Below are 21,426 nucleotides of genomic sequence, written 5' to 3'. Positions count from 1 at the left end.
CTAGCGTTCGAGGACGAGGGCGAGGCCCTGGCCCACGCCGATGCAGAGGGTGGCGACACCGACTCCCGTGCCCTGGCGGGCGAGTTGGTGGGCGACGGTACCGGCGAGACGGGCGCCGGAGGCGCCGAGCGGGTGGCCGAGGGCGATCGCCCCGCCCTGCGGGTTGAGGATCGCCGGGTCGAACTCGGGCCATTCGGCGACACAGCCGAGGACCTGGGCGGCGAACGCCTCGTTGAGTTCGAGCGTTGACAGGTCGTCAAATCCTTTGCCCGCCTTGGCGAGTGCCCGGTTGACGGCCTCGACGGGGGCGAGGCCGAAGTAGTCCGGGTCGAGCGCGTTCACACCGGTCGCGGATACCCGGGCGAGGGGCTCGCGGCCGGTGGCCTTCAGACCCTCCTCGTCGACGAGGAGGAGAGCGGCGGCGCCGTCGTTGAGGGGGGAGGCGTTGCCCGCGGTGACCGTGCCGCCCTCGGTGCGGAAGGACGGCTTGAGCTTGGCCATCGCCGCGAGGGAGGCGTCGGCGCGTACGCATTCGTCGGCGTCGAAGACGACCGGGTCGTCCTTGCGCTGGGGGATGGTCACGGGGGCGAGTTCGGCGTCGAACAGGCCCGACTGCTGTGCTGCGGCGGCCTTCTGGTGGCTGGCGAGGGCGAACTCGTCCTGCTGCTCACGGCTGATCTTGTGCTTGTCGGCGATGAGTTCGGCGGACTCGCCCAGGGGGATGGTCCATTGGGGGTTCATGGCTGGGTTGGTCATGCGCCAGCCGAGGGTGGTCGAGTACAGCTCGGTGTGTCCGGCGGGGAACGGGCGGTCGTTCTTGGGCAGGACATACGGCGCGCGGGTCATCGACTCGACACCGCCGGCGAGGGCGATGGAGGCGTCGCCGACGGCGATGGCGCGGGCGGCCTGGATCACGGCTTCGAGGCCGGAGGCGCACAGGCGGTTGATCGTGACTCCGGGGACGGAGGTGGGCAGCCCGGCGAGGAGGCCGGCCATGCGGGCGACGTTGCGGTTCTCCTCGCCGGCGCCGTTGGCGTTGCCGAAGTAGACGTCCTCGATACGGGAGGGGTCCAGGTCGGGCGTACGGGCGAGGAGTTCGCGGATGGCGTGGGCGCCGAGGTCGTCCGGGCGGACGCCGGCCAGGCCGCCGTTGTAGCGGCCGATCGGAGTGCGGACGGCGTCGACGATGTAGACGTCCTTGAGACGGCTCACGCTGCTCATGGCTGGATCTCCTCGGTGAGCTCGTCGGGGATGCGGACCTTCGCGGCGGTCTTCGTCAGGATCTCCTCGACCGTGACGCCCGGCGCGGTCTCGACGAGGACGAGGCCGTCGTCGTTGACGTCGAGAACACCCAGATCGGTGATGACCCGGTTCACACACGCCTTGCCGGTGAGCGGGAGTTCACACTGCTCCAGGATCTTCGGAGAGCCGTCCTTCGCGGTGTGCGTCATGACGACGATGACCGTGCGGGCGCCGTGAACGAGGTCCATGGCGCCGCCGATCCCGGTGATCAGCTTGCCCGGGATCGCCCAGTTCGCCAGGTCCCCGCCCGCCGAGACCTGCATCGCGCCCAGCACGGCGACGTCGATGTGCCCGCCCCGGATCATCCCGAAGGACAGCGCCGAGTCGAAGAAGGAGGCGCCCGGCAGAACGGTCACCGTCTCCTTGCCCGCGTTGATCAGATCGGGGTCGACCTGGTCGTCGGTCGGGTAGGGGCCGGTGCCCAGGATGCCGTTCTCCGACTCCAGGATCACCTCCACCCCGGCCGGGAGGTAGTTCGGGATCAGCGTCGGCAGACCGATGCCGAGATTGACGTACTGCCCGTCCTCAAGCTCACGGGCGGCACGGGCGGCCATCTGTTCACGTGTCCAGGCCATCAGCTGCTCACCGTCCGCTGCTCGATCTTCTTGTCGGCCGCCTGCTCGGGGGTCAGCGCGATGACCCGCTGCACGAAGATGCCCGGCAGATGCACGGCGTCCGGGTCGATCTCGCCCGGCTCGACCAGCTCCTCCACCTCGGCGATCGTGATCCGGCCGGCCATGGCCGCGAGGGGGTTGAAGTTCCGGGTGGACCTGTTGAAGACGAGGTTGCCGTGCCGGTCGCCCTTGGCGGCCCTGACCAGTGCGAAGTCGGTGCGGATACCGCGCTCCAGCACGTACTCCGTGCCGTCGAACTCCCGTACCTCCTTCGGCGGTGAGGCCAGTGAGACGCCGCCCTGGCCGTCGTACCGCCAGGGCAGTCCGCCCTCCGCGACCTGGGTGCCGACGCCGGCCGGAGTGAAGAAGGCGGGGATGCCGGCGCCGCCGGCGCGCAGCCGCTCGGCGAGCGTGCCCTGCGGGATCAGCTCGACCTCCAGCTCACCGGCCAGATACTGACGGGCGAACTCCTTGTTCGCACCGATGTACGAGCCGGTGACGCGGGCGATCCGGCCCGCCGCGAGCAGCACCGCGAGGCCGGACTCCATGGCACCGCAGTTGTTGGACACCACCGACAGGCCCGAGACCGCGCGCTCGTACAGCGCCTGGATCAGCACGTTCGGCACACCGCTGAGCCCGAAACCGCCCACCGCGAGCGACGCGCCGTCCGGCACATCGGCCACCGCCTCCAGGGCCGTGGCGACCACCTTGTCCATCCGTGAAGCCCCATCTCTTCCGAGCGTCTTCCGAGCCTCCGCTGTGGCGATTACTCAGGGCACTGAGTATTTCAGCGAGGTTTCCTTCACGCTGCCACTCGGGGGGCATGCCGTCAAGGGGGGCGAGGAAATCGCAGGTGGAGGCAGGTGGAGGCCCTGTGTCCAGACTGGAGACAGGGGGAGGGATGCGCTGTATCGTCAGTACACCAACGAAAATCTGCGCGCTCAAGCAGACGACCCCAGGAGCGGACATGGCCGCGGTGGACCTCTCCACCCACCCCGGGCACCTCGCCCGGCGACTGCAGCAGGCGCACTACCTGCTGTGGAACACGATGGTCTCCGAGGAGATCACCTCACCGCAGTTCGCGGTCCTGAACGCGCTGGTCGCCGAACCCGGCATGGACCAGCGCACGGTCGGGGAGCGGGTGGGCCTCGACCGGTCCACGGTCGCCGAGGTCGTCAGCAGGCTCGGCCGCCGGGCCCTCATCGACAAGGTGCGCGACCCGGAGGACGGCCGCCGCTCCCTGCTGCGCCCCACGGACGACGGGGTGCGCACGCACCGCAAGCTGACCGTGCGGACGGCCCGGATGAACCAGGTCTTCCTGGCCCCGCTCTCCGCCGCCGAACAGACCGTGTTCCTCGACCTCATCCAGCGCGTCGCCGACGCGGCGGAAGGTCTGCGCAACCCGGCGGAACCGCTCGCCTCCCAGCGCTGACCTGCTTCCCTCCTCGCTGCCGGGTCCGCTCAGCGGACCTGGAACGGATACCGTGCAGGGCGAGACCGCCGCCCGGACCATGGGACGGCCGGTCCGGAGCCGAGGAGGAACAGGAATGGCAGCCGGAGCATCCGGGGCAGGGGCCGCGACCGAGTCCGAACCCGCGGGGATGCGTACCGTCCAGCGGGCCATCGACATCCTCGGACTCTTCGACGAGGTCCGTCCCGCGCTGACCATCCGCGAGATCGTCGGTGCCTCCGGGCTGCCGAAGACCACCGTGCTGCGCCTGCTCCAGACCCTGCGCCTCAACGGACTCCTCTGGGTCGACGAACACGGCCGCTACATCGCGGGCCCCGCACTCCTGCGCTGGTCCCGGCTCGCCGAACAGGCCTGGCGGCTGCCGGCCACGGCCCAGGCACTGCTGCGCGACCTCGCCGCCGAGCACAAGGAGACCGTGCATCTGTACGTACGCCGGGACATCCGCCGGGTCTGCATCGCCCAGGAGGAGGGACCGCAGGCGCTGCGCCAGGTCGTGCGTGTCGGCGACGAACTCCCGCTCTGGGCGGGCGGCGTGGCCAAGGCCCTGCTCCTCGACGCCCCGGACGCCCTGCTGCTCCGGGTCGCGGAGGCCTCACCGCACGGGGCCGCACATCTGGCGACCCTGAGGACCTGGATCGAGGAGGCCCGCGACCACGGGTACGCCGTGAGCCACGGCGAGCGCGAGGAGGGCCTGTCGGCGGTGGCCGTTCCGGTGCGGGGGAGGAACGGTGCCGTGGTGGCCGCGCTGTCCTTCGGCGGGCCGAGTACGCGGTTCACGCAGGAACGGGTGGCGCGGTTCGCGGGGGCGCTGCGCGGGGCGGCGGGGGAGCTGGGGCGGGCGGGGCTGCCGTTCGAGGCGTGAGGTGGTCGGTCCGCCAGGGCAGTCACGGTCGGCGACGGAGCGGCATTGGTCCGCTGGCCGGACCAAGTGTTCCGCTGTACGGATCACAGGGTTACCCTGGAAGCCCGCACAGCACGCCACCGGCACGGAAGGCGAACCCCCGTGAGCCCGACCCTCGTCACCCGGCCCCCGCACACCCCCGCCGACTGGTGGGTCACCGCAGACCAGGCCCGCCGCACGGCGCAGGACGGTCTCGCCGACGCCGCGACGGCGCCCGACCTGCTGCGTACGCTCGCCGAACTGGACCGCGCCCGCCGTGCCTCGCTCGTGGCCGCCGGAGCCGCCGCCGAGGCGCTGCTCGCCGCCGGCACCGGCTGGCCGGAGATCGCGGCGGCCCTCGGTTTCGCCTCGGCCGACGAGGCTCGGGAGGCGCTCGGCGTCGCCCGGGCGGACGCGGAGTCGGCGATCGAAGAACGGCTGGGCCACCGCGCCTGAGCCCTACGAGGCGTCTGAACCCTACGCGGCACCTGGGCCCTACGCGCGGCCGGACTCGGTCAGGCCGTCGCGAACACCACCCACACCTGCCCCTGCGCGAAGTTCACCGGCGTACCGTCCGCCGTCGTGAAGTCCGTCCCGTCCGTGGCCGCCCCACGCCGCCACTCCACCTCGAACACCCGCCCGTCACGCAGGACTTGGGCCCGGCCCGAGCCCACGGTCTGGGTGTACGGCGAGTTGTTGCCGAGGACGTCGTGGAACCGCGACTCGCGCACCTTCACGTACTGCACGACGACCGTCGGAGCGGCGAGCCGCGTGCCGTCGGTCGCGAGGGTCGGGGTGCCGTCCATCGACACCAGCCAGCCGTGCCGGTCCGCGGCCCAGGTGAACGTGAAGCGCGCCGACGGGAAGCGGACGGTGCGCGACTTCGCCGGGGTCCCGCCCTCGGGGGCGGCGCCGTACCGGAAGCCGGTCGTCAGCGCGGCCGCTCCGGGCACGGTGTCGAGCAGCCGCTGCGGTCGCAGGTAGAGGTTGTGCGGCGCCACCTTGCCGGCGCCCCGGTAGTAGGCGCCGGAAGCGGCCGACGACGGTGACTCGGCGTTGAGTGGCGCCTTGTCGATCAGCGGCAGCAGCTTGCCCTGGGCGCCGGAGAAGGCGAGCGTCGGCTCGTGGAACTGGCGCAGCAGCTCCAGGTCGGACTCGCGTGCGCTGCGTACCGGCCCGACGGCCTTCGGCAGCCGGGTCGCGTACACCGCCATCAGCCGGCTCAGACCGCCCTCGACCTGCTCGGCGTACACGATGTCCGCCGCCTCCAGGCCCGTCTGCGGGCGGGCCGCGGGGACATTGTCGATCTTCACGGCGAGGGCCGAGCCGACGCTCATCGGGTCGTGCCCCTCGGATTCGCGCTGGTCGGGTTCCTGGCTGCGGCTGTGGGTCTGCCCGCGCCCGTCGTCGGAAGGGCGGTCGCCCGAGGTGCAGCCGGCCATCAGGGAGGCCGTCACGGCAGCGGCAGCCACCAGCGCCGCCGTGGCCGTTCCGCGGCGCCGTGTGCGTGCCGTTCGCGCGATCTGTCGCATGTCCACCGTCGCCACCAGTCCGTATCTCTACGATTGTGCGCTTATCTGTTCATTGGTGGCCATACCCGATTGATTCTGATCGCGCGCGGCGAAGGGTCGACCGGCCCACGGCTGAGGTCCCCCGGCGGTGGCCTCAGCCCTCCGGGCCGAGGATCTCCGCGAGGTCGTACCCCACCGGCTCCTCCAGCTGGTCGTACGTGCAACTGTCGGCCGTACGATCCGGGCGCCAGCGGCGGAAACGGGCCGTGTGCCGGAAGCGCACCCCGTTCTCCATGTGGTCGTACGCCACCTCGGCCACCAGTTCGGGCCGCAACGGGATCCACGAGAAGTCCTTCTTCGCCGACCACCGGCTCGGCGCCCCCGGCAGCCGCGAGGCCTCGTGCGCCGCCTCGTCCGCCCAGGCCGCCCACGGATGCTCGCTCACGTCCGCCAGCCGCAGCGGCTCCAGCTCCTCGACGAGTTCGGCCCGCCGCTTCATCGGGAACGCCGCGCTCACCCCGACATGCTGGAGGGTGCCCCGGGCGTCGTACAGCCCGAGCAGCAGCGATCCCACGATCGGCCCGCTCTTGTGCAGCCGGTACCCGGCGACCACGACATCGGCCGTCCGCTCGTGCTTGACCTTGAACATCACCCGCTCGTCCTGCCGGTAGAGCAGGCTGAGCGGTTTGGCGATGACCCCGTCGAGCCCGGCCCCCTCGTACTGCTCGAACCAGCGCTGCGCGACCTCGATGTCGGTGGTCGCCGGCGCCACATGCACGGGCGCGGATACGCCGGACAAGGCCATGGTGAGCAGCGCGCGCCGGTCGGTCAGCGGAACGTCGAGGAGCGACTCGTCTGCCAGCGCCAGCAGATCGAACGCGACGAACGAGGCGGGGGTCCGCTCGGCCAGCGTCCGCACCCGGGACGCGGCCGGGTGGATCCGCTCGGTCAGCGCGTCGAAGTCGAGCCGCCCACCGAGCGCGATCACGATCTCCCCGTCCACCACGCAGCGCTCGGGCAACCGCTCCCGCAGGGCGTCTACCAGCTCGGGGAAGTACCTGGTCAGGGACTTGCCGGTGCGGCTCCCGATCTCGACCTCGGCCCCGTCCCGGAACACGATGGCCCGGAAGCCGTCCCACTTCGCCTCGTAGTGCATGTCCGGGGGGATCCTGGCTACGGACTTGGCGAGCATGGGTTTTACGGGGGGCATGACCGGAAGATCCATGGTTCGATTCTGCGCGCCCCCGACCGTAATCGCCCGGTATGCGAGCTTCACTCGGGACGCCTACCGTGACTCCCATGGGCGAAGCGGTGGAGCTGGAGGCGTTCGGGCGGACAGTACGGCTGTCCAGCCCCGGCAAGGTCTTCTTTCCGGAGCGTGGGTTCACCAAGCTCGATCTCGCCCAGTACTACCTCGCCGTCGGCCCCGGCATCCTGCGCGCGCTGCGTGACCGGCCCACCACCCTGGAGCGGTACCCGGACGGCGTGGCCGGCGAGAACTTCTTCCAGAAGCGGGCGCCCAAGAACATGCCCGACTGGATTCCGACCGCCCACATCACCTTTCCCAGCGGTCGCAGCGCGGACGAGATGTGCCCGACCGAGGTCGCCGCCGTGCTGTGGGCCGCCCAGTTCGGCACCCTCACCTTCCACCCCTGGCCGGTGCGGCGCGCCGATGTCGACCGCCCCGACGAACTGCGCATCGACCTCGATCCGCAGCCGGGAACGGACTACGGCGACGCCGTCCGCGCCGCGCACGAACTGCGGGCCGTGCTCGACGAGTTCGGGGGGCTGCGCGGCTGGCCCAAGACCTCCGGCGGTCGGGGTCTCCATGTCTTCGTGCCGATCGAACCGCGGTGGACGTTCACACAGGTGCGGCGGGCGGCGATCGCCGTCGGGCGGGAGTTGGAGCGGCGGATGCCGGAGCAGGTGACGACCAAGTGGTGGAAGGAGGAACGCGGGGAGCGGATCTTCGTCGACTACAACCAGACGGCCAGAGATCGCACCATCGCCTCCGCCTACTCCGTACGGCCTCGGCCTCACGCCCCCGTCTCCGCGCCGTTGACGTGGGACGAGGTCGGCGACGCTCGGCCCCGCGACTTCGACCTCGCCACCATGCCCGAGCGGTTCTCCCAACTCGGAGACGTGCACGCCGACATGGACGACCACGCCTTCTCCCTCGACGCCCTGCTCGAACTCGCCCGCCGCGACGAACACGAGCACGGACTCGGTGACCTGCCGTATCCGCCGGAGTACCCGAAGATGCCGGGCGAGCCCAAGCGTGTGCAGCCAAGTCGGGCCCGGAAGGACTGAGTTCGCCGACTTGGCTGCCACGGAGACTGTCTAGTTCTCTCTGACTCGCCTTTCTGTCAAGGGTGTTGGAGGTATCGCCCGTCTCACAGGTCCTTGATCCGGATGTCCCGGTACGAGACCACGTCGGTCGTGCCGTGCACCTGGAGGCCGATGTATCCGGACGCGAACCGCCGTCCGTCCGTGCCCGGGTCGTCCGAGCGGGGCGGGGTGAAGTCCTGGCCGCCGATGTTGTCGAACTCGTTGATCAGGACGCCGTTGCGGTAGATCGAGTAGTGCTGGTCGACCACCCGGATCTCGTAGTCGTTCCAGGTGCCCTTCTGGGTGACACCCGCCCCGGCCAGTCCTACGCGGTCGAAGCCGTAGACCGAGCCCGTCTTGTACATGTCGCCGTCCGGGCGGTCGAGCACCTGCACCTCGTGCCCGTACTTGATGGCGACCCACTCCGGGCGGGCCTCCTCCGGGTGGTCGTGGACCCACGGGAAGCGCACGAACACACCGGAGTTGGCGTTGCCCGTGCCCGGTGCGTCGTCGCGCCACTGGAGCTTGAGGGAGAAGTCGCCGTACTTCCGCTCCGGGAACCACAGCATGCCCAGACCCCCGACCGAGGAGCCGCTGGTGATCGACCCGTCGCCGTTCGGCGCGAACGAACCGCCGCCCACCTGCTGCCACTTGGCGAAAGACGCGGGCGTACCGTCGAGGATCGTGCGGTAGCCCTCGGTCTGTCCCGGCTTGCCGATGCCGGACTCGCGGGCTGCCTCGTCGATCGCTGCGTCCTCGCGTTCGTCGATGGCACCGTCCTTGAAGAGCTGGTCGAGGACGGTCCGTACGTGCTTGAGGAACAGGGCGTGGGACGTCCATTCGCGTTCGTCCTCGATCAACTCGCCTATCCGGCAACGGTTGTTCGTCACCCGGTTCGGCACACCCGAGTCGACCGTGCCGACGATCACCGTCAACCGCTCGTCGTACTCGGGGCAGTTGGGCGCCGGGACTCCACCGCCCGCCACGATCGTCAGGCTCACCGAGCGCGCGTCGCTGGTGTTGCCCGCCTTGTCGCTCGCCCGGTAGGTCACGGTGTGCGCGCCCGCCCGGTCGACCACCACCGGCGCGGTGTACGCCAGATAGGGCCCGCCGTCGAGCGAGTACTCGACCGTGGCGACACCAGAGCCGCCGTGGTCCGTGGCGCTGACGGTCACCTTGGCGTTGTTGACGTAGGCGCCGTTCGCATTCCGGGTGCCCTCGACGGTCACCCCGGTCACGGGCGGGGTCGTGTCCTCGGCGGGCTGCGCCACGACCGTGAACGCGACGCTCTTCTCGGCGGAGATGTTGCCCGCCTTGTCGGTGGCCCGGTAGCGGACGGTGTGGCTGCCGACCTGATGCACCATCACCGGCCCGGTGTATGGCTGCCAACTCCCGCTGTTCACCGCGTACTCGACGGTGTTGACCCCGGACCCGGTGTCCGACGCGGAGACGGTGACCGTCGCCATGTCGAGATACGCCCCGTCCGGGTTCTGCTCGCCGCTCACCGTCGCCGAGGTCTCAGGCGGCGTTGTGTCATCCGTGGGCGGCGGGACCACGGTGAACGCGACGCTCTTCTCGGCGGCCGCGTTGCCCGCCTTGTCGAACGCCCGGTAGCGCACCGAATGGCTGCCGACCTGGTTGATCACGACGGGTGTGGTGTACGGCTGCCAGGCGCCGTCGGCACCGATCGCGTACTCGACCCGGTCGACGCCCGAACCCTCGTCGGTCGCGCCGATCGCCACGCTCGCCGAACCGACGTACTGGCCCTGCGAGTTCTGCGCACCGGTCACGGTCGCCGAGGTCACCGGGGCCGTCGTGTCGGAGCCGGAGCCCTCCGTGACCACGAGGATGCCCTGCATCTGGCCGTGGCCCGGAATCGTGCAGTAGTAGCGGTAGCGGCCGGGAGTGAGCGTGACCTCGGCGGTGTGCCGGCCGCCCTGGTCGTCGTTCGGGTTGGCCAGGATGTTGATCGGCACGTCGTTGTTGTACTCGGGGTCGACGACGTCGAACGTCAACGTGTGCGGCATTCCCATGGTGCTGCCGGTCGCCGTGCTGTTCTCGAAGACGATCGTGGTCGCGCCCGCCACGGCCGTGGTCGGTGCGGAGGCGTACTTGGTGATGTCGTCGCCCGCCGTCCAGGTGAGGACCTGAGCGGCGGCGGGCTCGGCCGTCGGCTCGGCAGCGGTGCGTGCCCCCGCCGCCGACGTCAGTCCGAGGACCATCAACAGGGACGCCAACAGGGCCGTCCAGAGGTGTCTGCGTCCGCGTGTCACTCCGCTGCTCCCCTCGCGAGATCGCCGACCGCGGGCGTCGGGCCCCCGCCGGTGTAAGTGACCCGCCACAGCGCCGACTTGGCGTCCGAGGTGAAGAAACCCCGGCCGTAGTCGAGGACGTAGAGCGCGCCGTCGGGACCGAACTTCCAGTCCATGAGGTTCTTGATGCCGTCGTTCCCGATCGGCACGATCTTCTTCAACGACTCGGAGTGGACGGGCAGTCCGCCGTCGCCCTGGGTCTTCGGGTCGGTGATCACCGCGTTGCGCGGCTGGTCCGCGTCGTAGAAGTCGCCCACGAACCACTTGCCGTCCCAGTAGGCCGGCCACTTGGTCGTGCTCGCGCTCGCCGCGTCGTAGCGGTACACCGGACCGTTCATCGCGGCCTGGCCGCCGCCCTTCAGCCATGGCAGCAGGTAGGTGCTCTCCGCCTGCTTGTAGGACGGAATGCCGTTCGCGTCGCGCGGGAAGTCCGGGCCGCCGCCCTGGGGCGAGTACCAGATGTTGTTGCCCGTGACCGGCGGGAGGTTGACGAGGCCGTCGTTGTTCGGCGACTCGTTCTTCGGGTGGTCGCAGTCGTACCAGCCGAGCGGCTTCGACGGATCGGGCAGATTGCGGTCACGATAGGGCTGCTTGTTGCCCATGCAGTACGGCCAACCCCGGTTGCTCGCCTTGGTGATGACGGCGAACGTGTCGTACTTCGCCGGACCCCAGGTCGTCGAGGGCGCGCCCGCGTCCGGACCGACCCAGCCCGCGTACAGCGTGTCCGTCGTCCTGTCGACGGCGATACGGGCCGGGTTCCTGACCCCCATCACATAGATCTCGCCGCGGGTCTTGCCGCCGCCCTCGTCGGTTTCCTGGCCCGTGAACAGGTTGCCCTGGGGCAGGGTGTACGTGCCGTCGGCCTCCGGATGGATGCGCAGGATCTTGCCGTTGAGGTTGTTGGTGTTGCCGGCGGTGCGGCGGGCGTCGGCGAACGACACGCCCTTGTAGGCGGGTTGGGGGTTGTTGCCGGAGTAACCCTCGCTGAACTGGCTGGAGTTGTTGTCACCGGTGGCGATGTACAGATTGCCCTTGGAGTCCCAGGCCATCCCGCCGCCCGAATGACAGCAACTGTGGATCTGCACCGGCCACTTGAGCAGCACCTTCTCGCTGTTCAGGTCGAGCCGGTTCGTGGTGAGGTCGAGCGTGAAGCGGGAGACGTACCGCTCGGCCATCCTCGTGTCACGGTTGATCCGCGAGTGGGGCGTGTAGTGGAGATACACCCAGCCGTTGCGCTCGAAGGACGGATCCAGCTCGACCCCGAGCAGCCCCTCCTCGACCTTGATCAGCTCGTCCCCGCCGCCCTTGTTGCCGAAGACGGTCAACTCGCCCGCCAGAGTGACCTTCTTGGTCCTCGGGTCGTAGACGTGGATCTGCCCCTTGCCCTTGCCGATGTTCGGGTTGTTCCAGTCGGTGACCACCGGCTGGGAGGAGTCGGCGCCGCCCCGGCCGATGTAGAACACCCGCCCGTCGGGCGCGGTCACCAGCCCGTGCGGCTCACCGATCTGGTCGTTCTGCCCCGCCTGGTTGGGCTGCGTCAGCCGCTCCGCCTTGTAACTGGCGTTGATCGTGGCTTTGCAGTCGGCCTGCGCCAACCGGGTCGTCCACAGCAGCGCCCCGCGCAGATGGGTACGGAAGTCCGTCTCGTCGTACGACGACACCGTGCCGCCCATCGCGGTGTAGAAGGAACGCCCGCCGTCGTAGTCGCGGCACCAACTCACCGGGTGGTCCCAGCCGTTGGCGCTCGCACCGGGCGTGTACGTCGACTCGCGCACCCGGGCCACGGTGTGCACCTCGCCGGACGGGTTCTTCACCCAGTTCAGCCACTGGTCCGGCCGCTTCCACTGCACCGGCAGGTCCTTGGTGGCCGGATGCCGACGGTCGCCGACCTCAACGGTCGCCCGCTGCACGGACGTTGGGCTCGTCGCCGCCGGCCGGGCGCCCACCAGCCCGGTGAACCAGTCGGAGTACGGTTCCGCCCGGGCCGCGTCATGGATACCGACGAAACCGCCGCCGGCCTCCATGTACGTCTCCAGCCCTGCCTCCTGCTCCGGGTCGAGGACGTCACCGCCCCCGGTGAGGAAGACGACCGCGTTGAAGGTCCCGAGCCGGGCCCCGTCCGTGAACACGGAGGCGTCGTCCGTGGCTTCGACCTCGTAGCGCTGTTCCACCGGGCCGGACAGCCCGATCCGCTCGATCGCCTCGATCCCGGCGTTCACGACCGGCGACTCGTCCCCGGCCGCCGCCGAACCGTGGAAGACCAGGACACGTACCCCGCTGCCGCCGGGCGGCGACTTGACGGACATCGTTGTCACGGACGGGTCGGGGGCCGGTCGCGCACTTGCAGCCGGCCCCGACAACAGCCCTGCGGTGACGACCGTGGCGGCGACGGTGGCCGCCCAGGCCCGTCTGCGCCCACTCAACTCTCGTAAAACCATAGGTTTTTGATGCGATGTGAACCGCACGTGGTCACCCACCCCTCTTCGGTCACAGCAAACGCCAAGGAAGCTAGACCCCTTTGGACGGCCCGCCAAGAGGTATGACCGGGATCGCACGAACTTTGTCCTGGGTGTGGATAAACGGGTGGCGGGCCGCTACCGTCTCAGCGGTTCCTCTCGTTCCCGCTGCGCATCTTCCGTACCAGGGTGGGGAGTTCGGCATGGACAGACGTGACTTCAACCGGCGTGTGCTGCTCGGGGGCGCGGCCGTCGCGACATCGTTGTCGGTCGCCCCGGAGGCGGGCAGCGCTACCGCCGCAGCCGTCCTGCCCCCGAAGACGGCCCCGGCCGGTGGCGAGGTGCGGCACATCCAGCTGTACGCCGAGCGGCTCGCCGACGGGCAGATGGGCTACGGCTTCGCGAAGGGCACCGCGTCCGTCCCCGGCCCCCTGATCGAGCTGAACGAGGGCGACACGGCGCACATCACCCTGGAGAACACGACGGACGTGGCCGTGAGTCTGCACGTCCACGGCCTGGACTACGAGATCTCCAGCGACGGCACGAAACTGAGCCGCAGCGAGGTCGAGCCCGGCGGCAGCCGCACCTACACCTGGCGCACCCACTCCCCGGGCCGTCGCACGGACGGCACCTGGCGGGCGGGCAGCGCCGGTTACTGGCACTACCACGACCATGTCGTCGGCACCGAGCACGGCACCGGCGGCATTCGCAAGGGCCTCTACGGGCCGGTGATCGTCCGCCGCAAGGGAGACATCCTCCCGGACACCACGTACACGATCGTCTTCAACGACATGACCATCAACAACAGGCCCGGCCATCAGAGCCCCAACTTCGAGGCCACGGTGGGCGATCGCGTCGAGTTCGTGATGATCACGCACGGCGAGTACTACCACACCTTCCATATGCACGGTCACCGCTGGGCGGACAACCGCACCGGCCTGCTCACCGGCCCCGACGACCCGAGTCAGGTCCTCGACAACAAGATCGTGGGCCCGGCGGACTCCTTCGGCTTCCAGGTGATCGCGGGGGAGGGGGTCGGCGCGGGCGCCTGGATGTACCACTGCCATGTGCAGAGCCACTCGGACATGGGGATGGCGGGGCTGTTCCTGGTGAAGAAGACGGACGGGACGATTCCTGGGTACGAGCCGCACGGTGCGGCGAGTGCTGCGGGCTCCGCGGGTGCTGCGGGTGTTTCTGGTGGGGCGGGGGAGTCGCAGCCGTCACACGAGCACTGACCTGTCGCACGAGCACCGACCGGGTCCGAGAGCGCTCTCATCCGGCGCCCGGCCGGGACTATCCTGATCGGCAACCGCCGATGAGGAGCCCCGAAGTGACCGAAACCGCGTCGCGTCCCACCCTGGAGGCCGTCGCCGCACGGGCAGGGGTCTCCCGGGCCACCGCGTCGCGGGTCGTGAACGGCGGGGACGGCGTACGCGAACCCCTCGTCGAACGGGTCAGGCAGGCCGTGGAGGAACTCGGATACGTGCCCAACCAGGCGGCCCGCTCCCTGGTGACCCGGCGGCACGACGCCGTCGCAGTCGTCATCGCCGAACCCGAGACGCGGGTCTTCGCCGACCCCTTCTTCGCCCTCCAACTCCGGGGCATCAGCAAGGAGTTGACCGCCCACGACTCCCAGCTCGTGCTGCTGCTCACCGAAGGGCGCGACGACCACTCCCGCGTCGGCCGGTATCTCGCCGGCGGGCATGTCGACGGCGCGCTCGTCTTCTCCCTGCACCTCGACGACCCGCTGCCCGGCCTGGTCCAGCGCGCCGGTGTGCCCACCGTGTTCGGCGGCCGGCCCGGCTGGAGCGAGGGCACACGCGACGCCGTGTACGTCGACAGCGACAACCGGGGTGGCGCCCGGGCCGCCGTCCAGCATCTCGTCGACCTCGGGCGGACGCGCATCGCGCACATCACGGGTCCCCTCGACCAGACCTCTGCGGCGGACCGGCTCGACGGGTTCCGGGAGGTCGCGCCCGACGCCGACCCGCGGCTGATCGCCGAGAGCGACTTCACACCGGCGGGTGGGGAGCGGGCGATGCGTGAACTGTTGGACCGGCGTCCGGACTTGGATGCCGTGTTCGCCGCGAACGATCTCGCTGCCTCGGGTGCGTTGCGTGTGCTGCGTGAACGTGGGCGGGGGGTGCCGTCGGATGTTGCGGTGGTCGGGTTCGACGACATGTTGGCTGTCGCCGAGCAGACGGATCCGGCGTTGACCACGGTGCGGCAGCCCATCGAGGAGATGGGGAGGCTGATGGCGCGCCTGCTCTTGGGGGGCGGGGTGAGCGCGGCGTCCAGCGTGGTCCTGCCGACTACGCTGGTACGGCGCGCCTCTGCTTGAGCGTGGGACAGGTGGTTCGTTCGCTGCCGGCCGGTGGGGGCTTGTCGCGCAGTTCCCCGCGCCCCTTAGGTAGGACCAGGCGCGCTCTTGATTACGGCGAACCGGGCTCCGTACGGGTCCGTCAGCTTGGCCATGGTGCCCACGCCCTCCACCTCCGTGGCCGGCATGCGGACCTGGCCGCCGAGTTCCTGGGCCTTGGTGACCGTCGCACCGGCGTCGGGGACCTCGAAGTACGGGAGCCAGTACGGGGTGGTCTCCGTGCCGGTCGGGTCGTCGGCGATGTCGATGACGCCGCCGAACATCGCGTCCTCTCCGGCACCCGCCGGATTGACGCAGGTGTACGAGCCGCCCGGGAACTCCACCCCCGACGTCTCCAGGCCCAGCACCTTGCCGTAGAACGCGGCGGCCTTGGGCACGTCATGCGTGTACAGCTCGACCCAGCACAGGGAGCCGGGGTCGCCGGCCACTTCGAGGCCCTTGATCCGGGCGGGCTGCCAGAGGCCGAAGACGGCGCCGGCGCTGTCGGTGAGGACGGCCATCCGGCCCGCGTCCATCACGTCCATGGGCGGCATCGGCGCGGCGCCCCCGACCTGCTCGGCGGCCTTGACGGTGGCGTCGACGTCCGGGGTCTGGAAGGACACCGTCCAGGACGGCGCACCCCCCTGCTCCTCGGTCATCTGCATGCCGCCCCCGGCGGTCCTCCCGCCCAGCTGGAAGAAGCCGTACCCGCCGGCCTCGGGGCCCGCCGACCGGAAGTCCCAGCCGAAGAGCGCACGGTAGAAGGCGGTGGCACCCTCGATGTCGGGGGTGCCGAGATCGATCCAGTTGGGAGCGCCGGTCACGAAACGGGTGGTGAGCATCATTGCCCTCCTCTGTGGGGCCCCGCCTTCTGCGAGGGACCCGTTGCCTGCTCTGCCGAGTCTTGCACCGCCCACTGACAATCGCTGCCGGAGTGCCCCAGCGGGCGACAGGCGCTGGAGGCGGTCACCCTGGGTGAGGGCGAAGACGCGCCTTGTTCCAACACGTTCCGCGCGCCGCCGTGCGCTCGCGCATCCGGTGGGAGCATGATCCTACGAACGGCGGGATGCCGGGGCCGCGCGATGGACGGCCCCTGCATCGGGCGTTGATCGGACGTTGAGCGAACGTTTTTCACCGTCCGGCACGATCTCGTGCATGCACTACGAGACGATCACCCCGATGGACGGCGCCTGGCAGGCGCAGGCCCTCTGCGCGGAGACCGGGGCCGACTTCTTCTTCCCCGAGCCGGGCAGCTCGGTGCGCGAGGCGAAGCGCATCTGCGGGATGTGCGAGATGCGCCCCGCCTGCCTGGAGTACGCGCTCAGCAACGACGAACGGTTCGGCGTCTGGGGCGGCCTCTCCGAGAAGGAGCGGCTCCACCTCCGGCGCACCTCGGACACCTCCCACTGACTTCCCGCCCACCTCCCGCTGACCTCTCGGACGGCAATTCCCGTACGCGGACCGCTTCCGAGCGGGCACAATCCAGCTCATGCCCCGTACCCCGCACCAGCAGGTCGACAGTCTGCTGAACGCTCTCGATCCGCTTCCGTATCCGCAGCGCATGCGTGAACTCGTCGCACGCGCACGGGAGTTCACACCGTTGCGGCCGGTGCTGACGGAGCTGGAGGAACGCGGGTCGTACGGACGTGACCTCGCGATCGTCGCGGCGGCCGTCGGGCGCGACACCGAATGGATCGCGGACCGGATCGCCGATCCCGACCCCTTTGTGCGCGGCCACGCCCTGCGGGCCGCCGACAGCCTCCAAGTCCCCGACTCCGCCTACGAGTCGGGTCTTGTCGACGCCTCCGAGACGGTACGCCGGGATCTGCTGCGCGCGATCGTCGCGGGCGGGCGCACCGCACTCGCCGACCGGCTGCTGGACGGAGTACGGCAGGACTGGGGAGACACCGAGGCGGCACTACTGCTGCCCGGGTGTTCGCCGGAGACGGTGGCGCGGCTGCTCCCGGAGATGTTCCACGCCTTCGACGGCTCCCGGGCGCTCGCCCGACGCCATCCGGACCTCCTGCTCGACGTGCTGGAACGGGAGTTGGCCGAACTGCCGACCGCGCTGTACGACTCCTGGTGGGAGCCCTTCGGCGGAGCCGTGGCCGCCGTCGCGCCGCACGATCCGCTGCGCGTCCTCGGCTTCCTGGAGCGGCGGCCGCCCAGGGTGTTCCCCCGTCAACTCATCTCCCGCATGGGCCTGTTCGCCGCCGTGGCCCCCGAGCGCGTACTGCGTCTGCTCGGCACGCCCGGCTGGGCCGGCCTGGGTGTGCGCTCGCTCAACACCTCCGTCCTGCGCACGCTGGCCCGTTCCGGAGCCACCGAACTCCTTGCCTACGGCAGGGTGTTGGCGGCTTCCGGAGACCTCCCCGTACTACTCGCCGCCATGCCGCCAGGCCGGCGCCACGCCTTCCTCACGGCCGTGCAGGAGGGGCGAGGCACGGCTTCCGTCACCGTCGACCACGCGATCCTGGCGGCGCTGCCGCGCACCCACGCACCCGACGAGGCCCGCCGGATGGCCGCCGCTGCCCGTGAGCGGGGCGCCGCCTGGCACGCCGTACTCCTCGTCGAATCGTTCCTGCCCGTCGACGAGGCACGCCCCGCGCTCATCGACGCCACCCGCCGCCCCGCCGCCGAAGACCGCGCCCTGGCCTGGCCGTTGCTGATCCGCAACGCCGAGCGCTCCGCCGAACCGGACGCCGTCACCGCCGTACTGGCGGACATGGGACGGCTGCGGAACGAGCAGGACCCCGTTCGCTCGGCCGCGTTGGGGGCGCTGGCCGACGTCCGTGCGGCGCTGTTCACCGAGGACGCCGAACCGCACCTCGACCGGATCACCGCGGACGCCGTCGAGGCCCGGGACTCCTCCGCCCTCACCCGGCAGCGGCTCAGCGCCCTCGCGCTGGCGGTACTGCGCGAGCACGCGGCGAGCGGGCCAAGGGAGTTGGTGAACTGGGCGCTGCGCACCCTCGTCCGCATCACCGGCCACACCGGCACCGCCGACCTCGGCCGGCTCGACCGAACCCTCCCGCGCGGCCAGGAACACCGTGTGTACGAGGCGCTGCGCCCATGGATCGAGGCGGGCGCCGAAAAGGCCGACTACAGCCTCGCGTTCGCCCTCACCCGGGCCGTCGGACGCCGCGCCGCCGGCATGACCGAACTCCAGGACCTGCTCTGGCAGGCGATCCGCTACGGCGGCAAGGACGCGACCGTCCGCACGGCGATCGACCTCTGGCTGGAACCGCAGGCCAGCCGTGACGAACGCGTCGCGCGCATCCTCGCCCACGAACCCTCCGCCGGAGCACTCCCGTCGGTGTGGCGGGTCCTCGCCCACCGCCGCACCGACCTGCTCGACCCGTTCCTCGCCGAGACCCCGCCGTACGGCCGCTTCCTGCCGAAGCGCGAACCCTGGACCGCACCGGGTCATGATGGCGTCCGACGCTGGCGGCCCCGCCAACGGCAAGAGTTGGTACGGCAGTTGGCGGATGTCGCCGACGACTCCGCGCTGCCGCTGTACCGTCGGGTCGGCGCCATCCAACAGGCCGCGTACGTCCCGGAGTTCGGCGCCGCGCTCGTGCGTCAGTGGACCGGGTCCGGGGACATCGTCCTCGCCGAGGCGGCCCTCGCCGCGCTCTCCCGGACCGACCGGCCGCACGAGGCGCTGCCCGAACTGCTCGCGCACGCGGGTGGCGACCGGGCCCGCGTCGCCGTCTACGCGGCCACCCGGGCGTCCCGGCACGCGCCGCCGTCGCTGCTGGCCGGACAGCTGGCGGAGGTGCTGCGCGCCCCGGACGTCAAGGTGACCAGCCGCAAGGAGGCGGTCAGGCTCGCCGCGACCCGTCTCCCGGCGCGGTCGGCCGCCACGCTGCTCTGCGAGACGTACGGGCGGCCCGGCGCCCACCGTGACGTCCGTACCGCGTGTGTGGCCTTCGCGGGCGCGCTCGTCGCCCACGAACCGGTCTGGGAGGTGCTGCGTGACGCGGCCGGCGCCGAGCCGGTGCTGCGTCGGGCCGTGCTGCGGGTCCGCCCCCTCGACCTGCCCGAACCCCACCGCGAGCGCTACGCCCACCTCGTGCACGCCGTGTGCGCCACCGACGACCCCGAGACCGCGGCCCTCGCTCTCGGCGCCCTGGCCCACTGGACGCCCTGGTCGCCGGACGCGCCCGCGGTGCTGGTCCGGGCCGCGACCAACCTCGACGACCGGACGAACTGGCAGGTCGCGGCCAGAGGCCTGGTGATCGTCGCCGAGGGCTCCCCGGAGGGCGCGCACTGGCTCCTGGAGGCCCTGCGGACCCTCGCGGAGCACCGGGCGGCCGACGACGCGGACCTGGACGCGGGGGAGCGGCGCGACCGTCCGGCCCGTCGGCGTGTGGAGTACGTGGTCTCCTGCCTCGTCCAGTACGGCAGGCCGGCCGCCGAAGCCGCCCGGCCCGCCGCCCTCGCCGCGAGCGAGCTGCTCGCCGGGTACGACACCCACGTACCGCAGGCCGCGACCCTGGCGGCGTACCACCTGGACCTCGACGCACAACCGCCCCACCTCGGCCGGCTGGCCGCGCTCACCGCGGGCCGCCCAGCCCTCGCCGTCCGCACCGCCGCTGAACTCGGCACACGCCTGGAGCGCCGGGAACAGGAGGGCGACCCCGAGGCGCTACTGGCCGAGGTAGGCCGTCTGACCACCCACGGCGGCCATGCCGAGGGACTCCTCGCGGTCGCCGTCACCGGAGCACTGGGCAGCCGCACGGACTGGGCCGCACCCTGGCGCGAGCGCCTGACAGCACTGCGCCGCCACCCCGAGGCCGACGTACGGGACGCGGCGCTGGATGAGGTGACGGCGTACGAGTGAGTTTGTGATGCCGGTGGCTCCGCTGAGGGCCTCCGGCGGGCGAGCAGGCCCGCCGGGATCACCGGTGTTCGTGGTCGCTGTCATCGGGGTGTTGCGCGCCCGTAGCGCCTTGGCGTGAGCGTCTGGCAGCACTGCGCCGCCACCCCGAGGCCGACGTGCGGGACGCGGCGTTGGACGAGGTGACGGCGTACGGCTGAGATTTCCCGGCGGGCGATCCCCGGACCCCCAGCAGAAAGGCGGGTCGGGCGGCATCGCCCGCGCCGAGGCGGGTCAGCCCGCCGCGCGGGCCGCCATGCGGGCCTTGCGGGCCGCGAGCTTCTCGTCGAACTTCGAGGCCTCCGCGTCCAGGCCGCCCATGAACATGCCCAGCTCCTCCTGCGCCTGCAGGCCCTCGGGGCCGAGGTCGCTCATGTCCATGACCTTCAGGTGGCGCAGGACCGGCTGGAGGACGTCGTCGTGGTGGATGCGCATGTTGTAGACCTCGCCGATCGCCATCTGCGCGGCGGCCCGCTCGAAGCCGGGCATGCCGTGACCGGGCATCCGGAAGTTGACGATCACGTCACGGACCGCCTGCATGGTCAGGTCGGGCGCGAGGTCGAAGGCGGCCTTCAGCAGGTTGCGGTAGAAGACCATGTGCAGGTTCTCGTCGGTCGCGATGCGGGCCAGCATGCGGTCGCAGACCGGGTCGCCGGACTGATGGCCGGTGTTGCGGTGGGAGACGCGGGTGGCCAGCTCCTGGAAGGCGACGTAGGCCACCGAGTGCAGCATCGAGTGCCGGTTGTCCGACTCGAAGCCCTCGGCCATGTGGGCCATACGGAAGGCTTCCAGCTTGTCCGGGTCGACCGCGCGCGAGGCGAGCAGGTAGTCGCGCATCACGATGCCGTGCCGGCCCTCCTCGGCCGTCCAGCGGTGCACCCAGGTGCCCCAGGCGCCGTCGCGCCCGAACAGGCTGGCGATCTCGTGGTGGTAGCTGGGGAGGTTGTCCTCGGTGAGCAGGTTGACGACCAGCGCGATCCGGCCCAGCTCGGTGACCTTGGACTGTTCCTTGCCCCAGGCCTCGCCGTCCTCGAAGAAGCCCGGGAAGTTGCGGGCGTCGCTCCACGGCACGTACTCGTGCGGCATCCAGTCCTTGGCGACCTTCAGATGCCGGTTGAGTTCGGTCTCGACCACTTCTTCCAGGGCGAACAGCAGCCGGGCGTCGGTCCAGGCGCCGGACGGACTGCCGAGGTGCGGAGAAGTGATCGTCATGAATGCTCCAGAATGACGTACGAGCGGAATGCGGGGAGGGAACTCAACCTACGGCATCGTAGGCTACGTTCCCGTAGGTTACGACACCGTAGGTTAAGA

17 protein-coding genes are annotated in these 21,426 nt (G+C 70.8%); 8 read left to right on the top strand and 9 right to left on the bottom strand.

Annotated elements, in window-relative coordinates; genetic code table 11:
* The 3 genes from ACFYXF_RS31250 to ACFYXF_RS31240 are packed head-to-tail and all read right to left on the bottom strand — an operon-like array spanning nt 1 to nt 2,632.
* Complete coding sequence (locus ACFYXF_RS31250) at nt 1–1,221, bottom strand: thiolase family protein (protein WP_389354630.1); 1,221 nt, start codon at nt 1,219–1,221, stop codon at nt 1–3.
* On the bottom strand, nt 1,218–1,877 hold the full coding sequence (locus ACFYXF_RS31245) for a CoA transferase subunit B (protein ID WP_389354628.1): 660 nt from the start codon (nt 1,875–1,877) through the stop codon (nt 1,218–1,220). Before ACFYXF_RS31245 ends, ACFYXF_RS31250 begins: the two co-directional genes overlap by 4 nt.
* A complete protein-coding gene (locus ACFYXF_RS31240) occupies nt 1,877–2,632 on the bottom strand; it encodes a CoA transferase subunit A (RefSeq protein ID WP_389354627.1) in 756 nt (251 codons plus the stop codon). The genes ACFYXF_RS31245 and ACFYXF_RS31240 overlap by 1 nt, the downstream gene beginning before the upstream one ends.
* 251 nt (nt 2,633–2,883) lie before the next feature.
* Between ACFYXF_RS31240 and ACFYXF_RS31235 the strand changes: the two genes are divergently transcribed.
* The 3 genes from ACFYXF_RS31235 (at nt 2,884) to ACFYXF_RS31225 (ending at nt 4,723) form a co-directional block, all read left to right on the top strand.
* Nucleotides 2,884–3,348: a MarR family winged helix-turn-helix transcriptional regulator gene (locus ACFYXF_RS31235; RefSeq protein ID WP_389354625.1), complete on the top strand. Its 465-nt coding sequence runs from the start codon at nt 2,884–2,886 to the stop codon at nt 3,346–3,348.
* Between the two features lie 115 nt (nt 3,349–3,463).
* On the top strand, nt 3,464–4,249 hold the full coding sequence (locus ACFYXF_RS31230; protein WP_389354623.1) for an IclR family transcriptional regulator: 786 nt from the start codon (nt 3,464–3,466) through the stop codon (nt 4,247–4,249).
* Between the two features lie 141 nt (nt 4,250–4,390).
* The gene (locus tag ACFYXF_RS31225) at nt 4,391–4,723 is read left to right on the top strand and encodes a hypothetical protein (protein ID WP_389354621.1); all 333 of its coding nucleotides are present in this window, start codon (nt 4,391–4,393) and stop codon (nt 4,721–4,723) included.
* A gap of 59 nt (nt 4,724–4,782) precedes the next feature.
* On the opposite strand, the gene ACFYXF_RS31220 is transcribed toward ACFYXF_RS31225, so the two are convergent.
* Nucleotides 4,783–5,799, bottom strand: coding sequence for a DUF3048 domain-containing protein (locus tag ACFYXF_RS31220; protein ID WP_389354620.1), 1,017 nt, complete (start codon nt 5,797–5,799; stop codon nt 4,783–4,785).
* 133 nt (nt 5,800–5,932) lie between these two features.
* Nucleotides 5,933–7,003, bottom strand: coding sequence for an ATP-dependent DNA ligase (locus tag ACFYXF_RS31215; RefSeq protein ID WP_389354619.1), 1,071 nt, complete (start codon nt 7,001–7,003; stop codon nt 5,933–5,935).
* Between the two features lie 74 nt (nt 7,004–7,077).
* Between ACFYXF_RS31215 and ligD the strand changes: the two genes are divergently transcribed.
* Nucleotides 7,078–8,088, top strand: a complete 1,011-nt coding sequence (ligD, locus tag ACFYXF_RS31210; RefSeq protein ID WP_389354618.1) for a non-homologous end-joining DNA ligase — start codon at nt 7,078–7,080, stop codon at nt 8,086–8,088.
* 83 nt (nt 8,089–8,171) lie between these two features.
* On the opposite strand, the gene ACFYXF_RS31205 is transcribed toward ligD, so the two are convergent.
* On the bottom strand, nt 8,172–10,328 hold the full coding sequence (locus ACFYXF_RS31205) for an OmpL47-type beta-barrel domain-containing protein (protein WP_389355087.1): 2,157 nt from the start codon (nt 10,326–10,328) through the stop codon (nt 8,172–8,174).
* A gap of 47 nt (nt 10,329–10,375) precedes the next feature.
* On the bottom strand, nt 10,376–12,856 hold the full coding sequence (locus ACFYXF_RS31200) for a ThuA domain-containing protein (RefSeq protein WP_389354616.1): 2,481 nt from the start codon (nt 12,854–12,856) through the stop codon (nt 10,376–10,378).
* 221 nt (nt 12,857–13,077) lie between these two features.
* Between ACFYXF_RS31200 and ACFYXF_RS31195 the strand changes: the two genes are divergently transcribed.
* Nucleotides 13,078–14,109 (top strand): multicopper oxidase domain-containing protein, encoded by a 1,032-nt coding sequence (locus ACFYXF_RS31195; RefSeq protein ID WP_389354614.1) that lies wholly within the window; start codon nt 13,078–13,080, stop codon nt 14,107–14,109.
* 95 nt (nt 14,110–14,204) lie between these two features.
* Nucleotides 14,205–15,215 carry a LacI family DNA-binding transcriptional regulator gene (locus ACFYXF_RS31190; protein ID WP_389354613.1) on the top strand — a complete coding sequence of 337 codons (1,011 nt, stop codon included), beginning with the start codon at nt 14,205–14,207 and terminating at the stop codon, nt 15,213–15,215.
* Nucleotides 15,216–15,280: 65 nt separating this feature from the next.
* Here the strand turns inward: ACFYXF_RS31190 and ACFYXF_RS31185 are convergent, their stop codons facing one another.
* The gene (locus ACFYXF_RS31185) at nt 15,281–16,075 is read right to left on the bottom strand and encodes a VOC family protein (RefSeq protein WP_389354611.1); all 795 of its coding nucleotides are present in this window, start codon (nt 16,073–16,075) and stop codon (nt 15,281–15,283) included.
* 313 nt (nt 16,076–16,388) lie between these two features.
* On the opposite strand from ACFYXF_RS31185, the gene ACFYXF_RS31180 reads away from it, so the two are divergent.
* Complete coding sequence (locus ACFYXF_RS31180) at nt 16,389–16,643, top strand: WhiB family transcriptional regulator (RefSeq protein WP_389354609.1); 255 nt, start codon at nt 16,389–16,391, stop codon at nt 16,641–16,643.
* Between the two features lie 79 nt (nt 16,644–16,722).
* Nucleotides 16,723–20,079 carry a hypothetical protein gene (locus tag ACFYXF_RS31175; protein ID WP_389354608.1) on the top strand — a complete coding sequence of 1,119 codons (3,357 nt, stop codon included), beginning with the start codon at nt 16,723–16,725 and terminating at the stop codon, nt 20,077–20,079.
* Nucleotides 20,080–20,349: 270 nt separating this feature from the next.
* Here the strand turns inward: ACFYXF_RS31175 and ACFYXF_RS31170 are convergent, their stop codons facing one another.
* Nucleotides 20,350–21,327 (bottom strand): acyl-ACP desaturase, encoded by a 978-nt coding sequence (locus ACFYXF_RS31170; protein ID WP_389354606.1) that lies wholly within the window; start codon nt 21,325–21,327, stop codon nt 20,350–20,352.
* Nucleotides 21,328–21,426: the final 99 nt, after the last annotated feature.

The sequence above is a fragment of the Streptomyces sp. NPDC002680 genome (assembly GCF_042889145.1).
GTDB lineage: Bacteria > Actinomycetota > Actinomycetes > Streptomycetales > Streptomycetaceae > Streptomyces > Streptomyces adonidis.
Note: the sequence above shows the minus strand (reverse complement) of the source record. Positions and strands in the feature narration are given on the sequence as shown.

Bases quoted from the DNA above. Each gene is read 5' to 3' on its own strand.
- ACFYXF_RS31240 (WP_389354627.1), bottom strand. From the start codon at position 2,632: ATGGACAAGGTGGTCGCCACGGCCCTGGAGGCGGTGGCCGATGTGCCG.
- ACFYXF_RS31170 (WP_389354606.1), bottom strand. From the start codon at position 21,327: ATGACGATCACTTCTCCGCACCTCGGCAGTCCGTCCGGCGCCTGGACC.
- ACFYXF_RS31215 (WP_389354619.1), bottom strand. From the start codon at position 7,003: ATGGATCTTCCGGTCATGCCCCCCGTAAAACCCATGCTCGCCAAGTCC.
- ACFYXF_RS31245 (WP_389354628.1), bottom strand. From the start codon at position 1,877: ATGGCCTGGACACGTGAACAGATGGCCGCCCGTGCCGCCCGTGAGCTT.
- ACFYXF_RS31200 (WP_389354616.1), bottom strand. From the start codon at position 12,856: ATGGTTTTACGAGAGTTGAGTGGGCGCAGACGGGCCTGGGCGGCCACC.
- ACFYXF_RS31250 (WP_389354630.1), bottom strand. From the start codon at position 1,221: ATGAGCAGCGTGAGCCGTCTCAAGGACGTCTACATCGTCGACGCCGTC.
- ACFYXF_RS31220 (WP_389354620.1), bottom strand. From the start codon at position 5,799: ATGCGACAGATCGCGCGAACGGCACGCACACGGCGCCGCGGAACGGCC.
- ACFYXF_RS31230 (WP_389354623.1), top strand. From the start codon at position 3,464: ATGGCAGCCGGAGCATCCGGGGCAGGGGCCGCGACCGAGTCCGAACCC.
- ACFYXF_RS31235 (WP_389354625.1), top strand. From the start codon at position 2,884: ATGGCCGCGGTGGACCTCTCCACCCACCCCGGGCACCTCGCCCGGCGA.
- ACFYXF_RS31195 (WP_389354614.1), top strand. From the start codon at position 13,078: ATGGACAGACGTGACTTCAACCGGCGTGTGCTGCTCGGGGGCGCGGCC.
- ligD (WP_389354618.1), top strand. From the start codon at position 7,078: ATGGGCGAAGCGGTGGAGCTGGAGGCGTTCGGGCGGACAGTACGGCTG.
- ACFYXF_RS31175 (WP_389354608.1), top strand. From the start codon at position 16,723: ATGCCCCGTACCCCGCACCAGCAGGTCGACAGTCTGCTGAACGCTCTC.
- ACFYXF_RS31205 (WP_389355087.1), bottom strand. From the start codon at position 10,328: ATGGTCCTCGGACTGACGTCGGCGGCGGGGGCACGCACCGCTGCCGAG.
- ACFYXF_RS31180 (WP_389354609.1), top strand. From the start codon at position 16,389: ATGCACTACGAGACGATCACCCCGATGGACGGCGCCTGGCAGGCGCAG.
- ACFYXF_RS31185 (WP_389354611.1), bottom strand. From the start codon at position 16,075: ATGCTCACCACCCGTTTCGTGACCGGCGCTCCCAACTGGATCGATCTC.